This window comes from Paraglaciecola sp. G1-13 (genome assembly GCF_055809255.1).
Genome location: NZ_CM147903.1, coordinates 3,595,220 through 3,614,153, shown reverse-complemented (window position 1 = coordinate 3,614,153; position 18,934 = coordinate 3,595,220). Strand labels below are relative to the sequence as shown.

At 45.3% G+C, this 18,934-nt stretch carries 13 protein-coding genes; 9 read left to right on the top strand and 4 right to left on the bottom strand.

All coding sequences use genetic code 11. The features are described 5' to 3' along the window. The first annotated feature begins 27 nt into the window (after nucleotides 1-27). From AC0L6N_RS15410 to AC0L6N_RS15400, 3 genes are all read left to right on the top strand, one after another. On the top strand, nucleotides 28-459 hold the full coding sequence (locus tag AC0L6N_RS15410; protein ID WP_473475732.1) for a DUF2513 domain-containing protein: 432 nt from the start codon (nucleotides 28-30) through the stop codon (nucleotides 457-459). A gap of 29 nt (nucleotides 460-488) precedes the next feature. Beyond that, nucleotides 489-1,244: an abortive infection family protein gene (locus AC0L6N_RS15405; protein WP_473475730.1), complete on the top strand. Its 756-nt coding sequence runs from the start codon at nucleotides 489-491 to the stop codon at nucleotides 1,242-1,244. A gap of 269 nt (nucleotides 1,245-1,513) precedes the next feature. Further along, nucleotides 1,514-1,747, top strand: a complete 234-nt coding sequence (locus tag AC0L6N_RS15400; RefSeq protein ID WP_473475728.1) for a hypothetical protein — start codon at nucleotides 1,514-1,516, stop codon at nucleotides 1,745-1,747. A gap of 285 nt (nucleotides 1,748-2,032) precedes the next feature. Here AC0L6N_RS15400 and AC0L6N_RS15395 read toward each other — a convergent pair whose 3' ends face one another. The 3 genes from AC0L6N_RS15395 to sbcD form a co-directional block, all read right to left on the bottom strand. Further along, on the bottom strand, nucleotides 2,033-2,635 hold the full coding sequence (locus AC0L6N_RS15395; protein WP_473475725.1) for a thiamine biosynthesis protein ThiC: 603 nt from the start codon (nucleotides 2,633-2,635) through the stop codon (nucleotides 2,033-2,035). Between the two features lie 1,183 nt (nucleotides 2,636-3,818). Continuing rightward, nucleotides 3,819-7,517: an AAA family ATPase gene (locus tag AC0L6N_RS15390; protein WP_473475722.1), complete on the bottom strand. Its 3,699-nt coding sequence runs from the start codon at nucleotides 7,515-7,517 to the stop codon at nucleotides 3,819-3,821. Next, nucleotides 7,517-8,929, bottom strand: coding sequence for an exonuclease subunit SbcD (sbcD, locus tag AC0L6N_RS15385; RefSeq protein WP_473475719.1), 1,413 nt, complete (start codon nucleotides 8,927-8,929; stop codon nucleotides 7,517-7,519). The genes AC0L6N_RS15390 and sbcD overlap by 1 nt, the downstream gene beginning before the upstream one ends. Before the next feature lie 575 nt (nucleotides 8,930-9,504). Between sbcD and AC0L6N_RS15380 the strand changes: the two genes are divergently transcribed. Continuing rightward, complete coding sequence (locus AC0L6N_RS15380; protein ID WP_473475717.1) at nucleotides 9,505-12,036, top strand: TonB-dependent receptor plug domain-containing protein; 2,532 nt, start codon at nucleotides 9,505-9,507, stop codon at nucleotides 12,034-12,036. 156 nt (nucleotides 12,037-12,192) lie between these two features. Here the strand turns inward: AC0L6N_RS15380 and AC0L6N_RS15375 are convergent, their stop codons facing one another. Continuing rightward, a complete protein-coding gene (locus AC0L6N_RS15375) occupies nucleotides 12,193-13,035 on the bottom strand; it encodes a DUF2797 domain-containing protein (RefSeq protein ID WP_473475714.1) in 843 nt (280 codons plus the stop codon). Between the two features lie 155 nt (nucleotides 13,036-13,190). Here AC0L6N_RS15375 and AC0L6N_RS15370 point away from each other — a divergent pair, with 155 nt between their 5' ends. The 5 genes from AC0L6N_RS15370 (at nucleotide 13,191) to AC0L6N_RS15350 (ending at nucleotide 18,818) form a co-directional block, all read left to right on the top strand. Next, nucleotides 13,191-14,180, top strand: coding sequence for a phosphotransferase (locus tag AC0L6N_RS15370; RefSeq protein ID WP_473475712.1), 990 nt, complete (start codon nucleotides 13,191-13,193; stop codon nucleotides 14,178-14,180). A 242-nt stretch (nucleotides 14,181-14,422) separates the two neighbouring features. Continuing rightward, nucleotides 14,423-15,133 carry a hypothetical protein gene (locus tag AC0L6N_RS15365; protein ID WP_473475709.1) on the top strand — a complete coding sequence of 237 codons (711 nt, stop codon included), beginning with the start codon at nucleotides 14,423-14,425 and terminating at the stop codon, nucleotides 15,131-15,133. 45 nt (nucleotides 15,134-15,178) lie between these two features. Then, the gene (locus AC0L6N_RS15360; RefSeq protein ID WP_473475706.1) at nucleotides 15,179-15,910 is read left to right on the top strand and encodes a phosphatase PAP2 family protein; all 732 of its coding nucleotides are present in this window, start codon (nucleotides 15,179-15,181) and stop codon (nucleotides 15,908-15,910) included. 54 nt (nucleotides 15,911-15,964) lie between these two features. Further along, on the top strand, nucleotides 15,965-16,348 hold the full coding sequence (locus tag AC0L6N_RS15355) for a diacylglycerol kinase (protein WP_473475703.1): 384 nt from the start codon (nucleotides 15,965-15,967) through the stop codon (nucleotides 16,346-16,348). Between the two features lie 415 nt (nucleotides 16,349-16,763). Continuing rightward, nucleotides 16,764-18,818, top strand: a complete 2,055-nt coding sequence (locus AC0L6N_RS15350; RefSeq protein WP_473475700.1) for an EAL domain-containing protein — start codon at nucleotides 16,764-16,766, stop codon at nucleotides 18,816-18,818. Nucleotides 18,819-18,934 lie beyond the last annotated feature (116 nt).

Here is an 18,934-nt window from a genome sequence, read left to right as displayed (position 1 = left end):
AGCGTTATACAAACATGGAGAGTTTCGGTGAAAGTTGACCTAGAGTTTTACAAGTCCCTTTTTTCGGCATTTCTAGAATCAGAAAGTGCACATATTACTTATGAAGATCTCATTGAATCTGGTGTTGAAGTTGGTATTGAAGATAACCTGAATGAGAACTTCATTTTTCATATGCAGCTTTGCATCGATAATGATCTTATTACAAATGAAAAACAAGAGTGTTATAACCTCGAATCTCTTGGAATAGGCAGTAATAATAGTAACAGATACATCATTGATGTCCCTATGAGGCTCAGCCAAAAAGGACATGACTTTGCCGCCACTCTTAATAACAAAGAAGTATTTGATAAACTAAAATCCGAATTCAAAGATATGCCATTTAAAACCATATTTGATGGTGGTCAAAAGCTATTGAATCACTTTTTAAAAAAGAAAATGGATACTCTACTGTCAGAGTAGCGTTATATTGTTAATAGGAAGTTTTTATTTTGCAAGGACTAGAGCATTTAGAAAACCAGCTAGATAAAGTCGAGTACCTTCAGAACTTACTAGTTGCCAAAGCTACCGGTGGTGATGCAAATGATGGGCACTATCAAATCATCAGACAGGAAATATTAGATTCTCCGGTTGTTTCGGAGATGATGCCTCGTTGGATAAAGACAAACAGAAACTTGTCTCAGTTCTGGGAGTTTATAAAGGCAAAGTTTCCTAGTTACGCAGAGCGTAGGCGCTTCATATGGGATGCTTTTAATCCTATATTAGAATTTGTCGAAAGCGGCTTAGACCATCCAGCAAAGAAAACTATTGATGAAGTTCTAAGTAATTTCGATTCAGAGAGTATTCATTTCTCGTGGGCAAAGGCTCTTGAACGAAAAGCATCAGATCCTGAGGGGGCAATTACTATCTCAAGGTCAATGTTAGAAAGTGTTTGTAAGCACATTCTTGATGATAAAGGAATCAGCTATAACTCTTCTTCAATTGAATTGTCTGAACTTTACAAGATGACGGCTAAAGAATTAAACCTAGCCCCCGAACAGCATACTGAACAAATATTCAAACAGATTCTTGGGGGGTGCTCTGGTATCGTTAATGGTCTCGGAACACTTAGAAATAAACTGGGCGACGCTCACGGACAAGGTAAATTACCAGTAAAACCGCAAGCTCGTCATGCAGAGCTGGCTGTAAATTTAGCAGGTTCAATGGCACTATTCCTAATCTCAACGTATTCCAGTACCAAAATATAACAAACCACTTATTGCCCCTTAGTGAGAGGTTATGGCTGCAAGGCGAATTAACAGGACAGCCATGTTAATTCATTTTAAATCCGCACTTGAAAACGCCGCTTTCTTAGCGGCGTAGCCGTTGCTTTTTTTCTTTTTCCACCGACTCAAGTCACCCCGAGCATTGAAGACTCACTCTGGATTAATGACATGGATGTCATTTAAGTGAAAGCCGCGTCGGGAACGCGTTTTCACGGCCAGTGTTAGGCGAGAAGCGCAGGCGACCAACATGGATGTTGGAAGGTAGAGCAACGCAGGGAGCAGTTGCCGAGAAAAGTGACTTGCTGGAGAGCGGCTTCTTTTGCTTACTTTTCTTAGCTGTTGAAGAAAAGTCAGTTGGACGAAATGGATTTCGTTTGAAAAAAGGCATGGACGCCAGTGAGCAACGCGAATGCTTAGCACACGCAGTGTGTGAACAGCGAAGCTGTGCTGTGTGGCCGAAGGCCATAAATAAGCAAAGCGCATAGTGAGCAACGCGATTGCTTGGTGCGCACAGCGCATGCCCTACGCGCAGCGTAATCTGAGTGAGCAACGCGATTGCTTGGCACGCACAGTGTGTATGCAGCGAAGATGTGCTTCGTGGCCGAAGGCCACAAATAAGGGCCGGGGTGTCTGAAATTCCTTTGCCTAATACTTAAACGGCTCTGGTTTGACGCCACATAATTTACTACATACAAAAACATCGGCACATACGCTATGTACCGATGTTTATTGTTTCTTTAAAAAGACTTTTAGTGGTTAGGCAGTAAGCCTTAATCTTCCTTACGGTAAAGACTTATCAAGCATATCGCTAAAAGTAACGTTGCTACTACACCTGAACCACCAGCAACGCCTGAGGGAAGAAAGCCATCACGGCTAAAGGTAATTAATATGCCATTAGCAAACATGGCAACTACACCCGCTAACGCTGTAACGCCGCCTATCACTTTGCCGCCTTTAGCGATACTTGCCATACCAAAAACAAGTGCTGCTAAGCCCAATAATACTTTCGCGGCATAGTAAATCATGAAAGACAAAGCCACCACGCCACCAATTAACGGTTGTGCCCCTTCTACGCTACCCGCAACTTTGCCAAATGTTGAAAACAAAGTCAGACCTATACTCACCTGCACAATGTTAATCGCAGCACTAAATGCAATAGCCGACCATCCTAGTTGACAGTTTTTTGCCTGCACCATAGATGCACCGGCAAAAGCAACAAGAACAGTAAATATTAATGCTTCTAGCCCCCATAAAACTTGCCTTGAAAAGCCAACTTCAGCAACATAAAGGGTAGTATAAATAATCTGTGTTATCGCCACCAATAATACTAAAGATGCTGTAATTAGCATGGTGCGTTTGTTCGTAAACTCCATTGTGTACCTCTTATCATTTTAAATTTAACGCCTTCTCATAGCTTTATGTCACTAGATTAGCCTTGTCTGTTTGATGGCTCACCACAAATGAGTAGCGAATGACCGTATCTTGTTACCCGCCTGATACATAACGTATCGATGCTATTATCATCGATGCTATTATCAGTGTGCAAATCGCTAACATTGTTAGGTGATCTATACGGGGTAGGTTTTTGAAGCAAGATGCTTCATTTACAATATGAAACCTACGAAATCACAGTGATATACAGAGCTGTTATCGTGATATAACACCTTAAAAAAGCGCTTTATGGGCGTAGTAGCTTTGCATACATCCAATAGATGAGAACTTCTAAGAAGTAGGTTTTATATTGGAAAACATAAGACAGGTAAAGTTACTCAATTCTTTCACCTTACGAGTTTAAAAGGTGGCGAGTTAACAGGGCCCTCATGTTAAATCGTTTCAACCCGAGCTCGAAAACGCAGCTTCCTTAGTGGCGTAGCCATTTCTGTTGGCGACGCTGTCGCTGCTTTTTTTTCCCGACTCAAGTCACCCCGAGCATCTCAGATTTTAGTGCGCGCAGCGCATGCTTTGGCTTTTCCACGACTCCAATTTTCCATCTTTTAAATTGGCTTGTCAGATGTCCAGACAGGGGTGAGCCCGAGGCTTTTAGGAGCAACGCTCCTATCGTGTGAACGATTCGCCATGGATGGCGAAGCTGGGTGAGGCACCAGGGACGGGTTTAAACTCCGTTTTGAATTATAAGTTTTCGAAGAGCTTAGTTAGAGAAGTGCTCTACAGGGACGTTACCTTTCGCCGTTCTGACATTAAAGTCGATTAAAAATATGGATCAAAAAATTGGCTGGAAGGCGGCTTCTTTTGCGTACTTTTCTTAGCTGTTGAAGAAAAGTATGTCGGGTCTCATGGATGAGGCTTGAAAAACGTCATGGATGACGGTGAGCGAAGCGATTGCTTAGCACACGCAGTGTGTGAACAGCGAAGCTGTGCTGTGTGGCCGAAGGCCATAAATTAGCGAAGCGCATAGTGAGCAACGCGATTGCTTGGCGCACGCAGTGCGTAACGCAGCGAAGCTGTGCCCTGTGCCCTGTGCCCTGTGGCCGAAGGCCATAATTAAGCGCAGCGTAATCTCAGTGTGCGCAGCACATAAACAAGCAACGCGTTTGCTTAACGCACAGCGTAACGCTTATCAAGCTCACTCACCCCTAATCCACTTTTCTTGGTCACTGCCAATTGCGCTACGATGCGCTCTTTCATGGCTTCAACATGACTGATAACCCCAATCATTTTTCCCGAGGCGTGCAGGTTATCCAGTGCATCCAAGGCAATATCCAGTGTTTCACTGTCTAGGGTGCCAAAACCTTCGTCTAAAAACAGGGAGTCGATGCTGGTCTTGTGACTGACCAGTTCTGATAGCGCCAGTGCCAGTGCTAGGCTGACCAAGAAGCTTTCGCCGCCGCTGAGGGTCTTAGTGTCGCGCTGAATATCCCCTTGCCAGGTATCAATCACGCTAAGGGCTAAACTGGCATCGGCTTTGCGCTTGAGTAAATACCGGCCGTGCAAGCGCTCTAGTTGTTTATTGGCCAGGTACATCAAATTATCAAGGGTGAGGCCTTGGGCAAACGTACGAAACTTATCCCCTTTTTGCGAGCCAATTAACGAGTGCAGGTAATGAATATGTTCAAATTCATTTCGCTGTAATTCAATTTGACTAAATAGATTTTGTTGCTCGCTGCTGCGCTGTTTATCGAAATTCAACGCTTGGCTGATTTCACCTTCACGCTTGTTCCCCTTGTGTTGCTCTTCGGTCAGGGCATTTAAGGCTTCAATAACCGCATCGCGTGTTTGTAGTTGCCACTGGGTGGCATTGTTGTGTGCCAACAGCGTTTTGACTTGGGTGTTAGCTTGCTCAAGCAAAGCCTGAGATTTTGCTAGGTTGTCATCCAAGGTTTGTTTGAGTGTTTGTAATGTCGCACGGGTGGCTTCATCAAGTAAGGCGGCTTCAAAGGCTTGCTGGTCGGCAAAGGGGCTGGCTAGGAGCTTGGTTTGCCATTCGTTTTGCCGCGTTTGCAGGCGGGTTTGGTTTTGTTGCAACTGGGTTTGGGCGTTTTGTACGTTAGCCAAATGGGTATTGTGTTCCTGCTCTTTTTGGCGCATTTGCTGCTGAGCGTGTTCGTGGCGCGCTTCTAATGTGCGCAGCTTTTCGCTTAATGTCTCGCGCTCTGTTTTAACCGATTTATCAGCAAACAAGCCAAAGCGTTTAGTACTTAGGCTCTCAAGTTGTGCGCGTAACGTTTGGCGTTGCTGCTCAATAGCGGTTAGCTGACTCTTGATGTCGCCTGATAGGCTGAGCTGATGTTGCTGGGCGCTGGTGAGTTTGTCTATTTGCACCGTCGCCTCATTGCGCTGATTGGCGTGGTGTTCCCATTGCTTGGCGTCTTGTTCTTTGCTTGTTAGCCATTGGAGCAGATTATCCGCTTCGGGCGGGGTATAGCCGTGTTGCTGAATATGCGCTAACAGGCTTTGGCTCAATGAAGTTAAGGTCTCATTGGCCAATTGCTGGTCGTTGCTACGATTGTGCACACTGCTTTCTAAGTTTTTCGCTGACTGCTGGGCTAGTAATAAGGCTGAACTGGCGCTTTGACTCTGACTTTGACTGTGTTGCCATTTTTCCTTACTGGCTAACAATGTGCGAGCTTGGGTTTTTAATTGATTTATCTGCTTTTGTAACTGCTGAATTTGTTGGTTGAATTGATTTTCAATGGCCATAAGCGAGTCAGCATTATCAATAGTAAGTTGTTGGTTAGTTTGTTGATCAAGTAACGGGCTTAGGGCTTGGCACATCTCAGGCCATGCTTGGCTTAATTGTGCTTGTTGGGTACTGAGCCAATCGATACGTTGCTTCAGCTCGGTTTCACCGCGCGAGAAAGCATCCAGTTTCGCGCGTATTTCTTTGCCTTGCTCTTCTAACTGCGCCAGTTCGCTTTCCTGTTGTTGTTTTTGCGTGACGGTATCAGGAATATCCACCGCCGCTGCAGAGGCAAGCGGGTGCTCTTTAGCGCCGCACAAAGGGCAGGGGTGTTCATCTTGTAGAGCTGCACGAAAGTGAATCAGTTGCTCTTCTTGGCTGATAAGTTGGCTAAGCAGTTTTACTTGCTGGCTTTTTGCCAAATACTGACGTTTTATGGCTTCTCGTTCATTGCTCAGTTTTTTTTGTTGCGCTAGGTTATCAGCGAGCTGAGTCTGTTTTTCGGTTAGCTCTTGGGTTTGCTGTTGCCACTGTTGCTGATTGTTTTTTAACGCCAATAGTGACGGCGTTAAGCCTTGTAATGTATTGAGCTGCTGCTCTTGGGCGTCAAGCACACCATGCTCTTCAAGCTTAGTTAGCAGCTCGGCTTGTTGCTGATATGCGTTTTCCAATTCGTGGGTTTGTTGATTAATTTTTTCATGTTGCTGCTGGTTAAGCTGAGCGTCTTGTTGGGCTAGGTGTAATTGCTTTTGTTCTTGTTTACACTTTTCAGCCAGTTGCTGATAACTCGTTTGTTCTTTTTTGATTTGTTGCGCTTGCAACTGCCACTGACCTAAATACTGTTTCAGTGCTTCATCAGAGGGACGAGCGGTTAAGTAGTCATTGGCTTGTTTTAACGATTGCTGCTGACTATTAATCCCCGCCTGGGTGTTTTCAACATCTTGCACAAGCTGTGCATGTTTTGTACTCAACTGAGCATGTTGCGCGTTGGTTTGGGTGAGCTGGTCTTGGTGTTGACGTATTTCGTTATCTAGGGGAATAACCTCTTCGTTGAGCAAGGTTTCTTGTGCGTGGTATGTCGCTTTGATTGCCTGAAATTCATTACTCACTGCCACACTTACGGTTTTACTTTGCGCTAAGCTAGCGTCACTTGTTTGCAGTTGCTGCTGGCTTTGATTCAAGGCCTTTTCGTCGTTAATGCACTGGGCTTGAGCGTCGGTTAATAACTCAAACGGCGCTCGCAGCGCTTCACTCGGGTGGCTGTTGGCCAGTCGTTGTAAGGCCTCTTTTTGCTGCTCTTTTTCGTGTTGAGCTTGGGTCAGCTGCAGTGTGGCTTGCTGTTGTGCACTTTGAGCGGAGTCAAGTTGTTGCCACCAGTTCATATGATCTTGTTTAGCACTTATGTGTATTTGGCGCTCTTTTTGCTGCCCTTGTAAGTCTTGCTGTTCATCCATTAAGGCTTGCTTTTGATCTTCGCTGAGCAACTGTACCCCTTTGGCTTGGGCTTCAAGCTCGGCTAACTGTTGTTTCGCTTGGCTGTAATGTTGGTGTACGCGTTCAGAGATCAAGCCGTAAATTTCAGTGCCTGTGAGTTCTTCTAATAGCTCGGCGCGCTGCTTTTCATCGGCATTTAAAAACGCCGCAAACTCCCCTTGAGAGAGCATCATGGATTTAGTAAAGCGACCGAAATCAAGCCCGGTGATTTGCTCTATCAGCTCTGACTTTTTCTTAATTTGGCTAGCCAGCACTTTTTCTGAGGCAACGTCCCCTAGCTCCACCACCGCCGCTTGCAGCTTACCGTCTGGCTTGCCGTGTGAGCGGCGCATACTCCAAAAGGCGCGATAGGCCATGCCTTTTACTTCAAATTCCACTTCGGCACTGCACTCGGCTGTGCCTCGGGTCATGATCTCGTTGTTATTGGCCGATAGCGCCCCTAAGCGCGGGGTTTCATGGTAAAGCGCTAAGCAGATGGCATCCAGCAAGGTGGTTTTGCCTGCCCCAGTAGGGCCCGTGATAGCAAACACACCGTTATCGGCAAAAGGCGCTTGGCGAAAGTCTATTTTCCATTGGCCTTTTAATGAGTTGAGGTTGCTAAATTGCAGGCTAAGTATCTTCATTATTTAGCCTCCTGATGGCGAACTTCTTCCACTATTTCACCAAAGGTATGGCGAATTTTCGTTAAGCGGGTTTGGTCTTGCTCTCCTTCAAAATGTTCAAGGGCGAGGCGCTTTTCAAACACATCGAAGGGGGTTAGCTCTGCCAGTGTTTCGTTGTTAGCTTGGTTTAACCCTTGGCTTGCTTTGGTGCGGGTACGACGTAATTGAAGCACTTCCACATTGCGCCCCTCGGTCAAGGTTTGAATGCTTTGCTGTAAATCGCTTAAGTAGTCTTGCACGTCAACATGAATGCACAGCCAAGTGGGCTTTGCTGAGGTGGGCACTTGCGGTTGGCTGAGATTGTTAGCTTGGCCGTCATCCTCAGTGCGAGTTGCTTCAGGGCGAGTTATTTCAGTGCTAGTTTTTTCCGTGAGAAGGGGAAATGCTGTCAGTTGCGTTTTTATGCTCTCCAAATCCCCTTTGAGCATGGCCATAGGTTGAAACATCGGAATATCCAACGGGGCGATACTGCGCTGACCTTGCTGGTCAAACGCTACGATCACCACTTGTTTCTGTGATTTAAGCTCGTCAAAACTCAGGGGGATAGGCGAGCCGCTGTAACGGATGTGCTCAGATTTAGCGACCATTTGCGGTCGGTGAATATGGCCAAGAGCAATATAATCCGCTGGGGGGAAACCATCAGCCGCAAAGCCGTCTAATGTGCCGATGTAAATCTCTCGCACGGATTCCGATTGACTTACCCCTAATGCCGTTAAATGCCCAGTGGCAATAATAGGAATATGGACGCTCGTGCTGCTGACGTTGCGATTACCTTGAGCCGCATTGCCATTGCCGTTATCGGCAAGTTGACTACGACGTTCAACGGCAAGCTGAAAAATGCTGGCGTAATGGGCTTTTATGGCATCGCTTAGGGCAAGCTTTTTGTCTTCGCTGGTTTCACCTGCTCGGCTTTGTAGCACGTCCCGAGGGCGAATAAACGGAATAGCGCACAATATAGCGCCTACACGGCCTGTAGCGTCAGTTAGTTCGATAACTTGTTGCTCCAAGTTATCCGTGGTGTTGGCTATAACATGGGTGTGCAGGCAGGCGAGTAACTGCTTAGATTCATTTAGGGTTGATACAGAATCGTGATTGCCCCCTAAGACCACTAAGGTGCAGCTGAGCTTGCTTAGTTCAACCACAAACTGATTGTACATTTGACGGGCATAGCTTGGCGGCGTGCCGGTATCAAAAATATCCCCCGCGACAATAACAGCATTAATTTTTTGTACTTGGATAACGTTAAGTAACCAGTCTAAAAAGGCTTGATGTTCGTCTTTGCGGCTTTTAGTGAAAAAGTTTTGCCCTAGGTGCCAATCAGAGGTGTGTAGAATTTTGATATGCCAAGTCCTTTGTGGTTTTACGAATGACAAATTGCAGCGCGTCAGATTACTGCAGCAGTTTACTGATACCGCCCACTGATACACAGTGCGGGATAAAGCTTTGATATGCGATATGCGATATGCGATATCCGATATCCGATATAAGTGTACTGCATCAGTGCTTAGCTAGGTAGATGTTCACACCAGATGAGTAGGAAAGAGAGCAAGAAAAAAAGCAGGAAAACTTTTCTTTCGCACAGCGCTGCCATTCTGTGAGCGCCGACACGATTGATGACAAGACTAAAAATAAAACCTGTTTACAGCAGGTGTTGGTATTTGGCCGACGTTCGGGGTGTTTGATAGCTATTTTACTTCTTTTCAAAGACGTTAAGTCTTTGATTCTGATGCTTAGTTTATCAACATTTTTCTCTAAATTTGTAACCAAGTATGTGGAAGTGCGCCGCGGAATGATTTTCGTGTTAATAGTGTTGCAGCCTAGGTAACTGGGCAACCACATCACCTGTGATAAAAACAATAATAAATCGTACTTCTGGCCGGACAGAAAGCAATAACAGAAGACGGTGCAGTGTTGATTACTCCACATTGACATTGGGACATGCAACACAATGAAAAAAACACATACCTTCAAAGCCAAAGATCAGTGGTTAAAAGTCGCATTAATGATGAGTGCATCATCTGCAATTTTGAGCGGAGCAAACGCTTACGCTCAGGAGCAAGCGACTGAAGCTGCAGATGATTTAGAAACAATCAGTGTTATCGGTTCACGTCGATTAGGGCGCACGGTTGAAGATAGCCCAGTGCCTATCGACATCATTGGTGCCGATTCACTTAGCACTACTGGGCAAACTGAAACCAATATGATTCTGGGCAACTTGTTGCCAAGTTTTAACTTTCCTCAACCGTCTTTGACCGATGGCACCGACCACGTTCGACCTGCACAACTGCGCGGTTTAGCGCCGGATCACACGCTAGTATTGGTAAACGGTAAGCGTCGCCATTCAAACGCGCTGCTTAACCTTAATGGCTCCACCGGGCGTGGTTCGTCAGCGGTCGACTTAAATGCGATCCCTGCTAACGCCATTGAGCGTATCGAAGTATTACGCGATGGCGCAGCAGCGCAATATGGCTCTGATGCGATTGCAGGGGTTATCAACATTGTATTGAAAAGTGCCAGCAGCGGTGGCTCGGCGTCAGTCACGTACGGTGCGAACGTAACGACCATGGATGGTGTGTCTGATTTAAAAGACGTCGGCATTGATGATAACGGCGAACTTGCCTTTACCGAAGGTGGCGATCGCGCATTAACCGATGGTCAAACCGCTACCATGCGTGCCAACATGGGGTTTGCACTAGGGGATGATGGTTTCTTTAACCTGTCAGCTGAATTTCGTGATCGCAGCGCCAGTAATCGCTCTGATTATGATCAACGAGAAAACTATTCGCGTTTAGAAGATGGCTCGTTAGATCCCCGCGAACTCACATGGGATCGCTACAATCATAACTTTGGCAATGGCGATGTTGAAGACATGGCGGTGTTTTATAACGCGGGCTTTGAGCTAAACGAGAACGCAGAAATATATTCATTTGGTTCGTACAGCACCCGTGAAGGAGAAGGTGGAGGTTTTTATCGCCGTGCCCAAGACAGCCGCAACATCGAAGCGATTTACCCCGATGGCTTCTTACCTATTATAACCTCTGACATTAATGATTATTCATTTGCCACGGGTGTAAAAGGGTTTATGAGTGATTGGAATTACGACCTCTCTGCCGTATACGGTGAAGATGAGTTTGAGTTCGGCGTGAAAAACAGCTTAAACACCTCACTAGGGCCAACGAGCCAAACGGTGTTTGATGCTGGTACGCTGATTTACGACCAACTGACCATTAACCTAGACCTTAGCCGCGAAATTGATGTGTCTGGCCTAGCCAGTGGCGTCAACGTGGCGGTAGGTGCTGAATATCGCCGTGAAGGCTACGAAATTGAAGCCGGTGAAGAAGCGTCTTATGTTCAAGGTACCTTTGGTGGCTCTGCGGGCTCACAGGTATTTCCTGGCTTTACCCCCGAATCAGCCGGTGACAACAGTCGTCACAACGTCAGTTTATACGTGGATTTAGAAGCCTATATCACGGACAACTGGAATGTGACTGTAGCTGCTCGTTATGAAGATTATTCTGACTTTGGCTCAACGGTAAACGGCAAGTTTGCCACCCGTTACACGCTGACAGAAGAAATAGCTCTGCGGGCGTCAGTGTCCACTGGCTTTAGAGCGCCATCGTTGCAGCAGCAGTATTTCACTTCTATCGCGACGGTATTTGTAGACGGTGAACCAACTGAAACTGGCACGTTTGCACCCAACAGTGATGTGGCAAAAGCGTTAGGCTCACCTGGATTGGATGCTGAAGAGGCGGTGAACTACGGCGCGGGTATTACCTGGTCACCAGATTCAAACTTCAGTGTGTCAGTGGATTACTACAATATCAAAATTGACGATCGTATTGTGTTGTCCAATAACTTGTCCGGTGAGGGGATTGAAACCTTACTAGCAGGTACGGGGGCAAACCGTGCGCGCTTCTTCTTGAATGCCATTGACAGCGAAACATCAGGGGTTGATGTGGTGGCGTCGTACAATACTGACATTCAAAACTGGGGTGATGTGGCCTTTAATGCGGGCTTTAACTACAACAAAAATGAAGTGACTGACATCATCGACCCACCTGCGGTACTTGCTGGTGCTGGCGTGGATCAAGGCAACTTGTTCTCGGATGTTGAATTGCGTCGTTTTGAAGTAGGCTCACCAAAAACCAAGCTCAACTTAAGTGCAGTGTGGACCATGGATGAGTGGCACGCAACCCTTCGCACAACGCGCTACGGTGAAACGCAAGAGCCATCAAGTGACCCAGCTACCAACGAAGTATTGCCCGAAAAATGGGTCACAGATTTGGACGTTGGTTATGACGTAACAGACAACCTAACGCTAACATTAGGGGCGAACAACTTATTTGATGTTTACCCTGATACTACCCGTGAATTGGTGGAAGATGTGGGTACGTTCTCACGCTTATTCCCTTATTCAGGGTTTTCACCGTTTGGTTTCTCAGGCCGTTTTGTTTACGGTAAGGTATCTGTCACGTTCTAATATTGCGCTGTAGAAGCGACCTTAGCCTGGAAACAAGCACTTAGGGCTCGCAATAATGAAGTAGACTATTTGTATCGGGCTCAGTGCAAACTGCGCCCGATTTTTTATGTCATTTAAACGCTTGGCTAAGGTTTTAAAGCGCCGTGTTTAATGCGGTTACTCAGGGGTTTCAACACTTAGGTGGTAACCGGAATACTTACGCATGTTGATCACGCGATCCCCATCTAACATCCAGTATTGGCCTTTGATGCCTTGTAGTACGCCAGTGAAAGACAGTTCTTTGTCTAGATTGATGGACTTTACTTTTTCTGGATATTGGTCCACTGGGTAATGAATATCAACCGCGGGTAAATCAAGAATATCGATGGCTTGAAAACCATACTCTTCGGTAATTTCGTCTAATTGATCTTCTATTTCGGTGATGAGATCTTCTTTTAATTGCTGCAAATCGGCAGTGTCAGGTTGGCTTTTAAGCATGGTGCGCCAATTGGTTTTATCCGCAATAAACTCTTTCATGGCAGTTTCGACTAAACCACTTGTTAGGCGGTTTTGCACTCTCATGATGGCCATCGCCTGAGTGGCACCTTGGTCGAGCCAGCGACTTGATACTGCATCGCTGACATGACGAGTAATCCCCACTTTAATCGTCCCCGTATTGGCGAGATATACGTAATGATCTGACAGGCAATTTGCTTCGCCCCAGCTAGGTTCACGGCAGGTGCCGGCGTCATAATGGCAAAGTTCAGGCTTGATAATACAGGTGTCGCACTGTGCCAACGTCGTTAGGCAGCGGTAACAGTAGCCTTGATTGAAGCTTTTCTTGGTTTTTGCTTGGCAATGCACGCAGTTGATCTGGTTATCGAAACTGACGTTAAGCGCTTTACCGATCAGCGGGTTCATATCAATGAATTGTTCGCCTATGGGCAATTGATATTGGGCAAGATGTTCAGCATCGGTGGATACGCGCATTTTGCGAATATTACCTTGGTAAATGGTCATGTTGTTCTGGTCCTGTGTACGAAATTGACGCCGAATAACGGTAGGGCGTTAACAGCTCGCTATTGTGACAGCCTAAAGCCTTGATTGCCAAAGTAACCATAGGGCAAAATGAGGATCTATCTTGTTTCACCGTGTTACTTGTTAGCAAGGCGCCCATGCAAACTCAATTATTGACTAGATTACGCGAGTACTTTGACGACCCTAAGCTTGAAAAACGCGAGCTACTGCAAAATTTGTGGAGCGAGTACGGTGAGATTGCCCGTTACGATAGCCCTAAGCTAGGCAAGAGCGTGATTGTGAAGCATGTCGCGCCGCCCTCCAAGGTGCACCATCCTCGAGGGTGGCACAGTGAGGTGGGGCACCAACGTAAAGTGCGCTCCTACCAAGTAGAAGCCGAGTTTTACCAATTTTTCGCTGGGCGTTGCGATGAGACGTGTTATGTACCGCAGTTTATCGGGTTGATTAAATCAACGAACCACCCAGAGACGCAAACCTTGATCATGGAGGACCTGAAAAGTAGTGGTTTTGATTTGGTATATGCACGGGCTACAGAAACGCAAATTAAAACAGTGCTGAGTTGGTTAGCGCATTTTCACGCGCGTTTTATCAACATAGACACATCGACATTGTGGCCCGTTGGTTGTTACTGGTATTTGGCTACTCGCCAAGCTGAGTTTGGCGTAATGCCCCAGGGCGAGCTCAAGGACAATGCCCAGCGTATTGATGAGGCACTGAACAATGCGCGTTTTCAAACACTGTTGCATGGCGATGCAAAACTAGCGAACATTTGCTTTAGCGCTAGTGAAACCGTTGCCGCAGTGGACTTTCAGTACGTAGGCAGGGGAATTGGCATCAAGGATGTGATGTATTTCTTAGGCAGTTGTTTGACTGGCCCTGTGCTATTCAAAAAACACGATAGTTATATTGATTATTATTTTGCGCAGTTTAGAGCGGCGATTTTTTCTTCAGATACGCAAGGGGTCCAAAAACGCTGGGTTGAAGAGCTAGAGCAAGAGTGGCGAGGGTTGATACCACTTGTATGGGCTGACTTTCATCGTTTTTTGCTCGGCTGGAGCCCGGATCATGTGAAAATAAACGAATTTATGCAAGGGCAGACGGCAAAGGCATTGAATAGGTGTACGTGAGCAGCCGCGCTATTCCGCTATTTTGGCGTAGCCAAACGGTTTGCTACTTCCAAGTGATAGGGCTTAAGTTTGCTTTTTGCGCTAACAGGCTTACGGAATTGATGATTAAGATTGTACGTTAGGGCTAATCATTACAGTATTGAACATCGTGAATTTACGTTAGCACGTCCCGCTGGGATAGATGACGTTAACATCCGCATTTTTAGCATAGTTACCATGCATACTTGAGACATTTATTTTTTATGAGTCATTCTCTTTTGGTTTCGAACATCCGCCGAGCATTAAAACTAAACTTCATCCCTGCCATGTGTTTACAGTTGATTGCATTAGGCATTGGTTTAAGCTTTTTCTATTGGCCTGCAAGCGAACCTGTGTTTAATTTTTTCGCCGATCTCAAATCGCACTATGGTGTGGTTTACGCTGTGATGTCTACTGCGGTGTTCGGCGGCTTACTGCCTTTTATGTACTTAAGCTTATCCGGTCAAATTCACTTTAAACCTGCCCGGCAGTTAGTATTTTATTGTTTACTTTGGGCCTTCATGGGTTGGTTAGTAGATGCATTCTATGGTTTGCAAATTACCTTGTTTGGCAATGGTACTGATGCCGTTACCCTGATCCAAAAAATCGCTTTTGACCAGTTTGTGTTTAGTGCGTTGTTCACATGCCCACTACTGACGATTTGTTATCAATTCAAAGATGCGCATTTCAATGTACGTCGTACCATGCAGCTATTGGATAAACGACTATTATTACTCTACTTACCCACTACGATAGTGACGAATTGGTTAGTATGGATACCCTCTGTCTTGCTGATTTATTTGATGCCGCCAGCGTTGCAACTTCCACTGTTTAACTTGGTGCTGTGCTTCTTTGTGTTGGTGCTTGCTATATTGAATAGCGAACCTCCTGAGGCCCCTCATCCAGTGCCCGAGTCCGTGCAGCCCGGCCGATAGTTTATGCCCTAAGTTTGCGTTAATAATTCTCTGATACCCTTTGGGGTGTTAATCATTATACAGGCCGTTATCTCTGTGCGTGTTGCTTCTATCGTGTATTTTTGTGTCCCGTTGTTCTTGATATTCGCTTGTCAGTACGGTGGTATTGACCAGTATTTATCCGCAAAATTTTATGTTTACAGCGATGGTTGGCAAACAAAAAATAGCTGGTGGTTAGATACGGTCGCTCATAAAGGCGGGCGCTACCTAGTGATCATATTGATTCTGTTAATGCTTAGCCTAACCTTTGTGAGTTATTGGAGAGGCTTTGGTTACGCTTGGCAGCGTAAAGTCGGAGTGTATTTATGTGTTTCTACTTTAGCGGCCATTAGCACGGTTTCCTTGCTAAAAGGAGTCACTACTTTGCCATGCCCATGGGATATTAAAGGCCTGGGGGGACAAGGGGAGTATGTGTATTTAACTGACATATTTAGCACTCAATTAGGTATTGGTCATTGTTTCCCCGCAGGACACGCGTCAGGAGGCTATGCATTTTTTAGTCTTTATTTCGCCGCCAAAGTTTGGCGCGCAAAGACGCCCTGTAGGGGCAAAGCTAATCTATGGTTTCTGCCTGGCATGCTACTTGGTCTGTGTTTTGGGCTTGCCCAGCAATTGCGCGGTGCACACTTTATGTCTCATGATATTGCTAGTGCTTTAGTTTGTTGGTGTGTTTGCGCTTTCATTCTTAAGCTGTTTTTCGATCATAAAAAACGTTCAGTACTGGGCGAAACTGGATAATGATTATGACTCATTCATTCGGGAAAACATTCCCATCTTTACTGTTAGGTATGTATGCATATTCCATCAAATAAATTGAACGGCACCGGTCTGAGACGCATAGTAAAAGCCGCTGAATGTTCTTTTAAAGGACTCAAGGCGGCGTGGTTGTATGAATCAGCGTTTCGCCAAGAATTATTACTATGCGCATTTCTCGTTCCTTGTTCGTTTCTGTTGAAACAATCTTCGTTGCACTGGTTAGCCCTGACGATCAGTTTACTGTTCTTATTATTTTCTGAAATTGTCAATTCTGCACTAGAAGCATTGGCTGACAGTATTTCTCTTGAACATCATCCACTCATTGGGAGAGCGAAGGACATGGGGTCTGCTGGAGTGTTTATTGCTATGACCATAGTTGGTCTGATTTGGGGGGAAGCGCTTTGGCGTTACATCGCGTAAGGCTTGAGACCTTTTGTGGCCAACATCTGAGTATAAAAATACGCCAATTTAGTATTGACCGTAAATCAGTATTAACACGTCGAGCGTTATCCGGTTTGTTATAAATCGAGCTTCTGCTATTTAATTATCATACTTATTCAAAATTAGACCACTTTAGTTATCCTTTGAGCTTGGGAATTACTGTATACTTTTTGGTAATTTAACTTCTCCTTTATTCATGAGGGTTTCAGTTGCATTTGAAGCGGAGACTCAATTCTTCTTTGCTAAATTGCGCAGTTCAACTTTAGCGTTTATTCTTCATATAAGAGTTCAGGCGCTGTCTTCATGCCCGCACTGTTGCTCATAGGCGCGATATTGATTATTAAAGATAGGCAAAGCTTATCTACACTAACCAAGAGGCAGTCAATTTAGTACTATGATAGTCCATCAAGAAGCCATAAAAGACGCTGTGTATCAGTTGTTTGACGAGGTAGATGCTCTTTCTGTTCAAGGATACGATGAAGAGCGGAATGTGATTTACTGGAATTTGGGCAGCGAGTTACTTTATGGCTATAGCGAAGAAGAAGCGTTAGGTAAGAAACTCGAAGATCTCATTTTTCCCGACTTTATGCGTGAACCCGTTATTGCCGCCCACACTGATTGGATCAATAAAGGCATTAAAATTCCTGCTGAAGAACTGACATTGCGCCATAAAAATGGTGGCGATGTTAACGTATTTTCGAGCCATGTTTTGTTCACAAATGAACACAATAAGCACGAAATGTACTGCATTGATATCGATCTCGCCGACGTACGACAAGCCCAAGCGCAAGCAAAATTTAAAGACAACATGCTTGAAGCGGTCTTTGAGGCCACCCCTGATTTGTTCTTCTTGATGGAAGAAGACGGCACCATCATTGATTCTCATGGGGGGGATGACAAATATCTCGGTGCATCGCCAAGTGAATGCGTCGGACGCACCATTACAGATTTGTTTCCACGCAAGGTGGCACGCAAGTATACGCTATTTAATAAAAGGGTGGTTGAGCAAGAGGGTATTTCTACCTTTGAATATGAACTCACTTTGCCAGACGGTATTCGCTACTTCGAAGCAAGACTGAGCCATGTTAAGGCGTACAACCAAATAGTAGTGATCGTTCGCGATATCACTGAGCAGCATAAGGCGGCTCAAACGATACGCCATCACGCTTATTACGATAGTTTGACCTTGCTGCCGAATCGCTTCTTGTCTCTGGATCGTTTATCGCAAATGCTTAAAGAGGCGCAAAGAAACAAAGAAAAAGCCGCTCTGCTATTTCTAGATCTAGACGACTTTAAGAAAGTGAATGACTCATTAGGCCACGAAGTAGGCGACAAACTCCTAGTTGAGGCGGCTAACAAGCTAACCTTAGCCTTGCGAAAGGCGGACACGGTAGGGCGCTTAGGGGGGGACGAATTTATCGTGTTGTTACGGGCACTTGCTGGTGATAACGATGCAAAGGAGGTGGCCGAAAACCTACTTCGGGTATTCAGAGACCCGTTTCTAATTGATGGTAAGGAGCTGATCCTGACCTTGAGTATTGGTATTGTAACGTATCCTGAAAACGGCAGCAGTGCCTCTGATTTGTTACGCCATGCTGATGCTGCCATGTACCAATCTAAATTATCAGGACGAAATACGTATTCATTTTTCACAAAAGAAATGAACGCCATTATGTTGCGCCGTTTCGAAATCGAAGGGCAGCTCAATCAAGCGCTTCAGCGTAAAGAATTTGAGGTGTTTTACCAACCCAAATTTAGTGTGCAAAATAGAAATGTAATCGGTGCTGAAGCATTAATTCGTTGGCGTAATCCGATATTGGGTCATGTGCCGCCTGACGAATTTATCCCCATTGCTGAACATACCGGGTTAATTGTGCCCATTGGTAAATATGTTATTGAACAAGCTCTAGAGTTTTTGCGGGAGTGGGCGTGTATTCATAACAAAAACTATACCATTGCGGTCAATTTATCGCCGCGGCAATTTAGGGACAAAGAGCTAATTAACTTTATTTTATCGGCATTGAGCAAAGAGGAAATCTCGCCGCAAAATTTGGAGTTTGAAATAACGGAGGGGGTATTAATGGTTGGTAATGCCTATGTGGAAGAGGCGCTGGAAGAGCTTCACCAGTTAGGTGTGAAATTATCGATGGACGATTTTGGTACAGGGTACTCTTCGTTGAGTTATTTGCGTCGCTATTCATTTGATATTTTAAAGATAGACCGCAGCTTTATTGATGGCATCACTGTGAATAAGGAGGACTTTGATTTAGTCAAAGCAACCATCGCAATGGCGCATAGTTTAGACCTAGAGGTCGTCGCTGAAGGAGTTGAAACTCATGAGCAACTTATGTTGTTAGATAAGCTCGGCTGCGACTTAGTTCAAGGCTACTATTTTAGTAAACCGGTACCAGCTCAAGCCTTAATCGATTATAGATATCCGGCAAGCTAAACATTCTGATAGTGAATAACCCAATATGAACGCGGCGTTGGTAGGATATTAGCTGCGCTAACAGCATTAAATTGACAGCTTCTAGCTCAAATAGAAAGCCCTCTGACGAGGGCTTT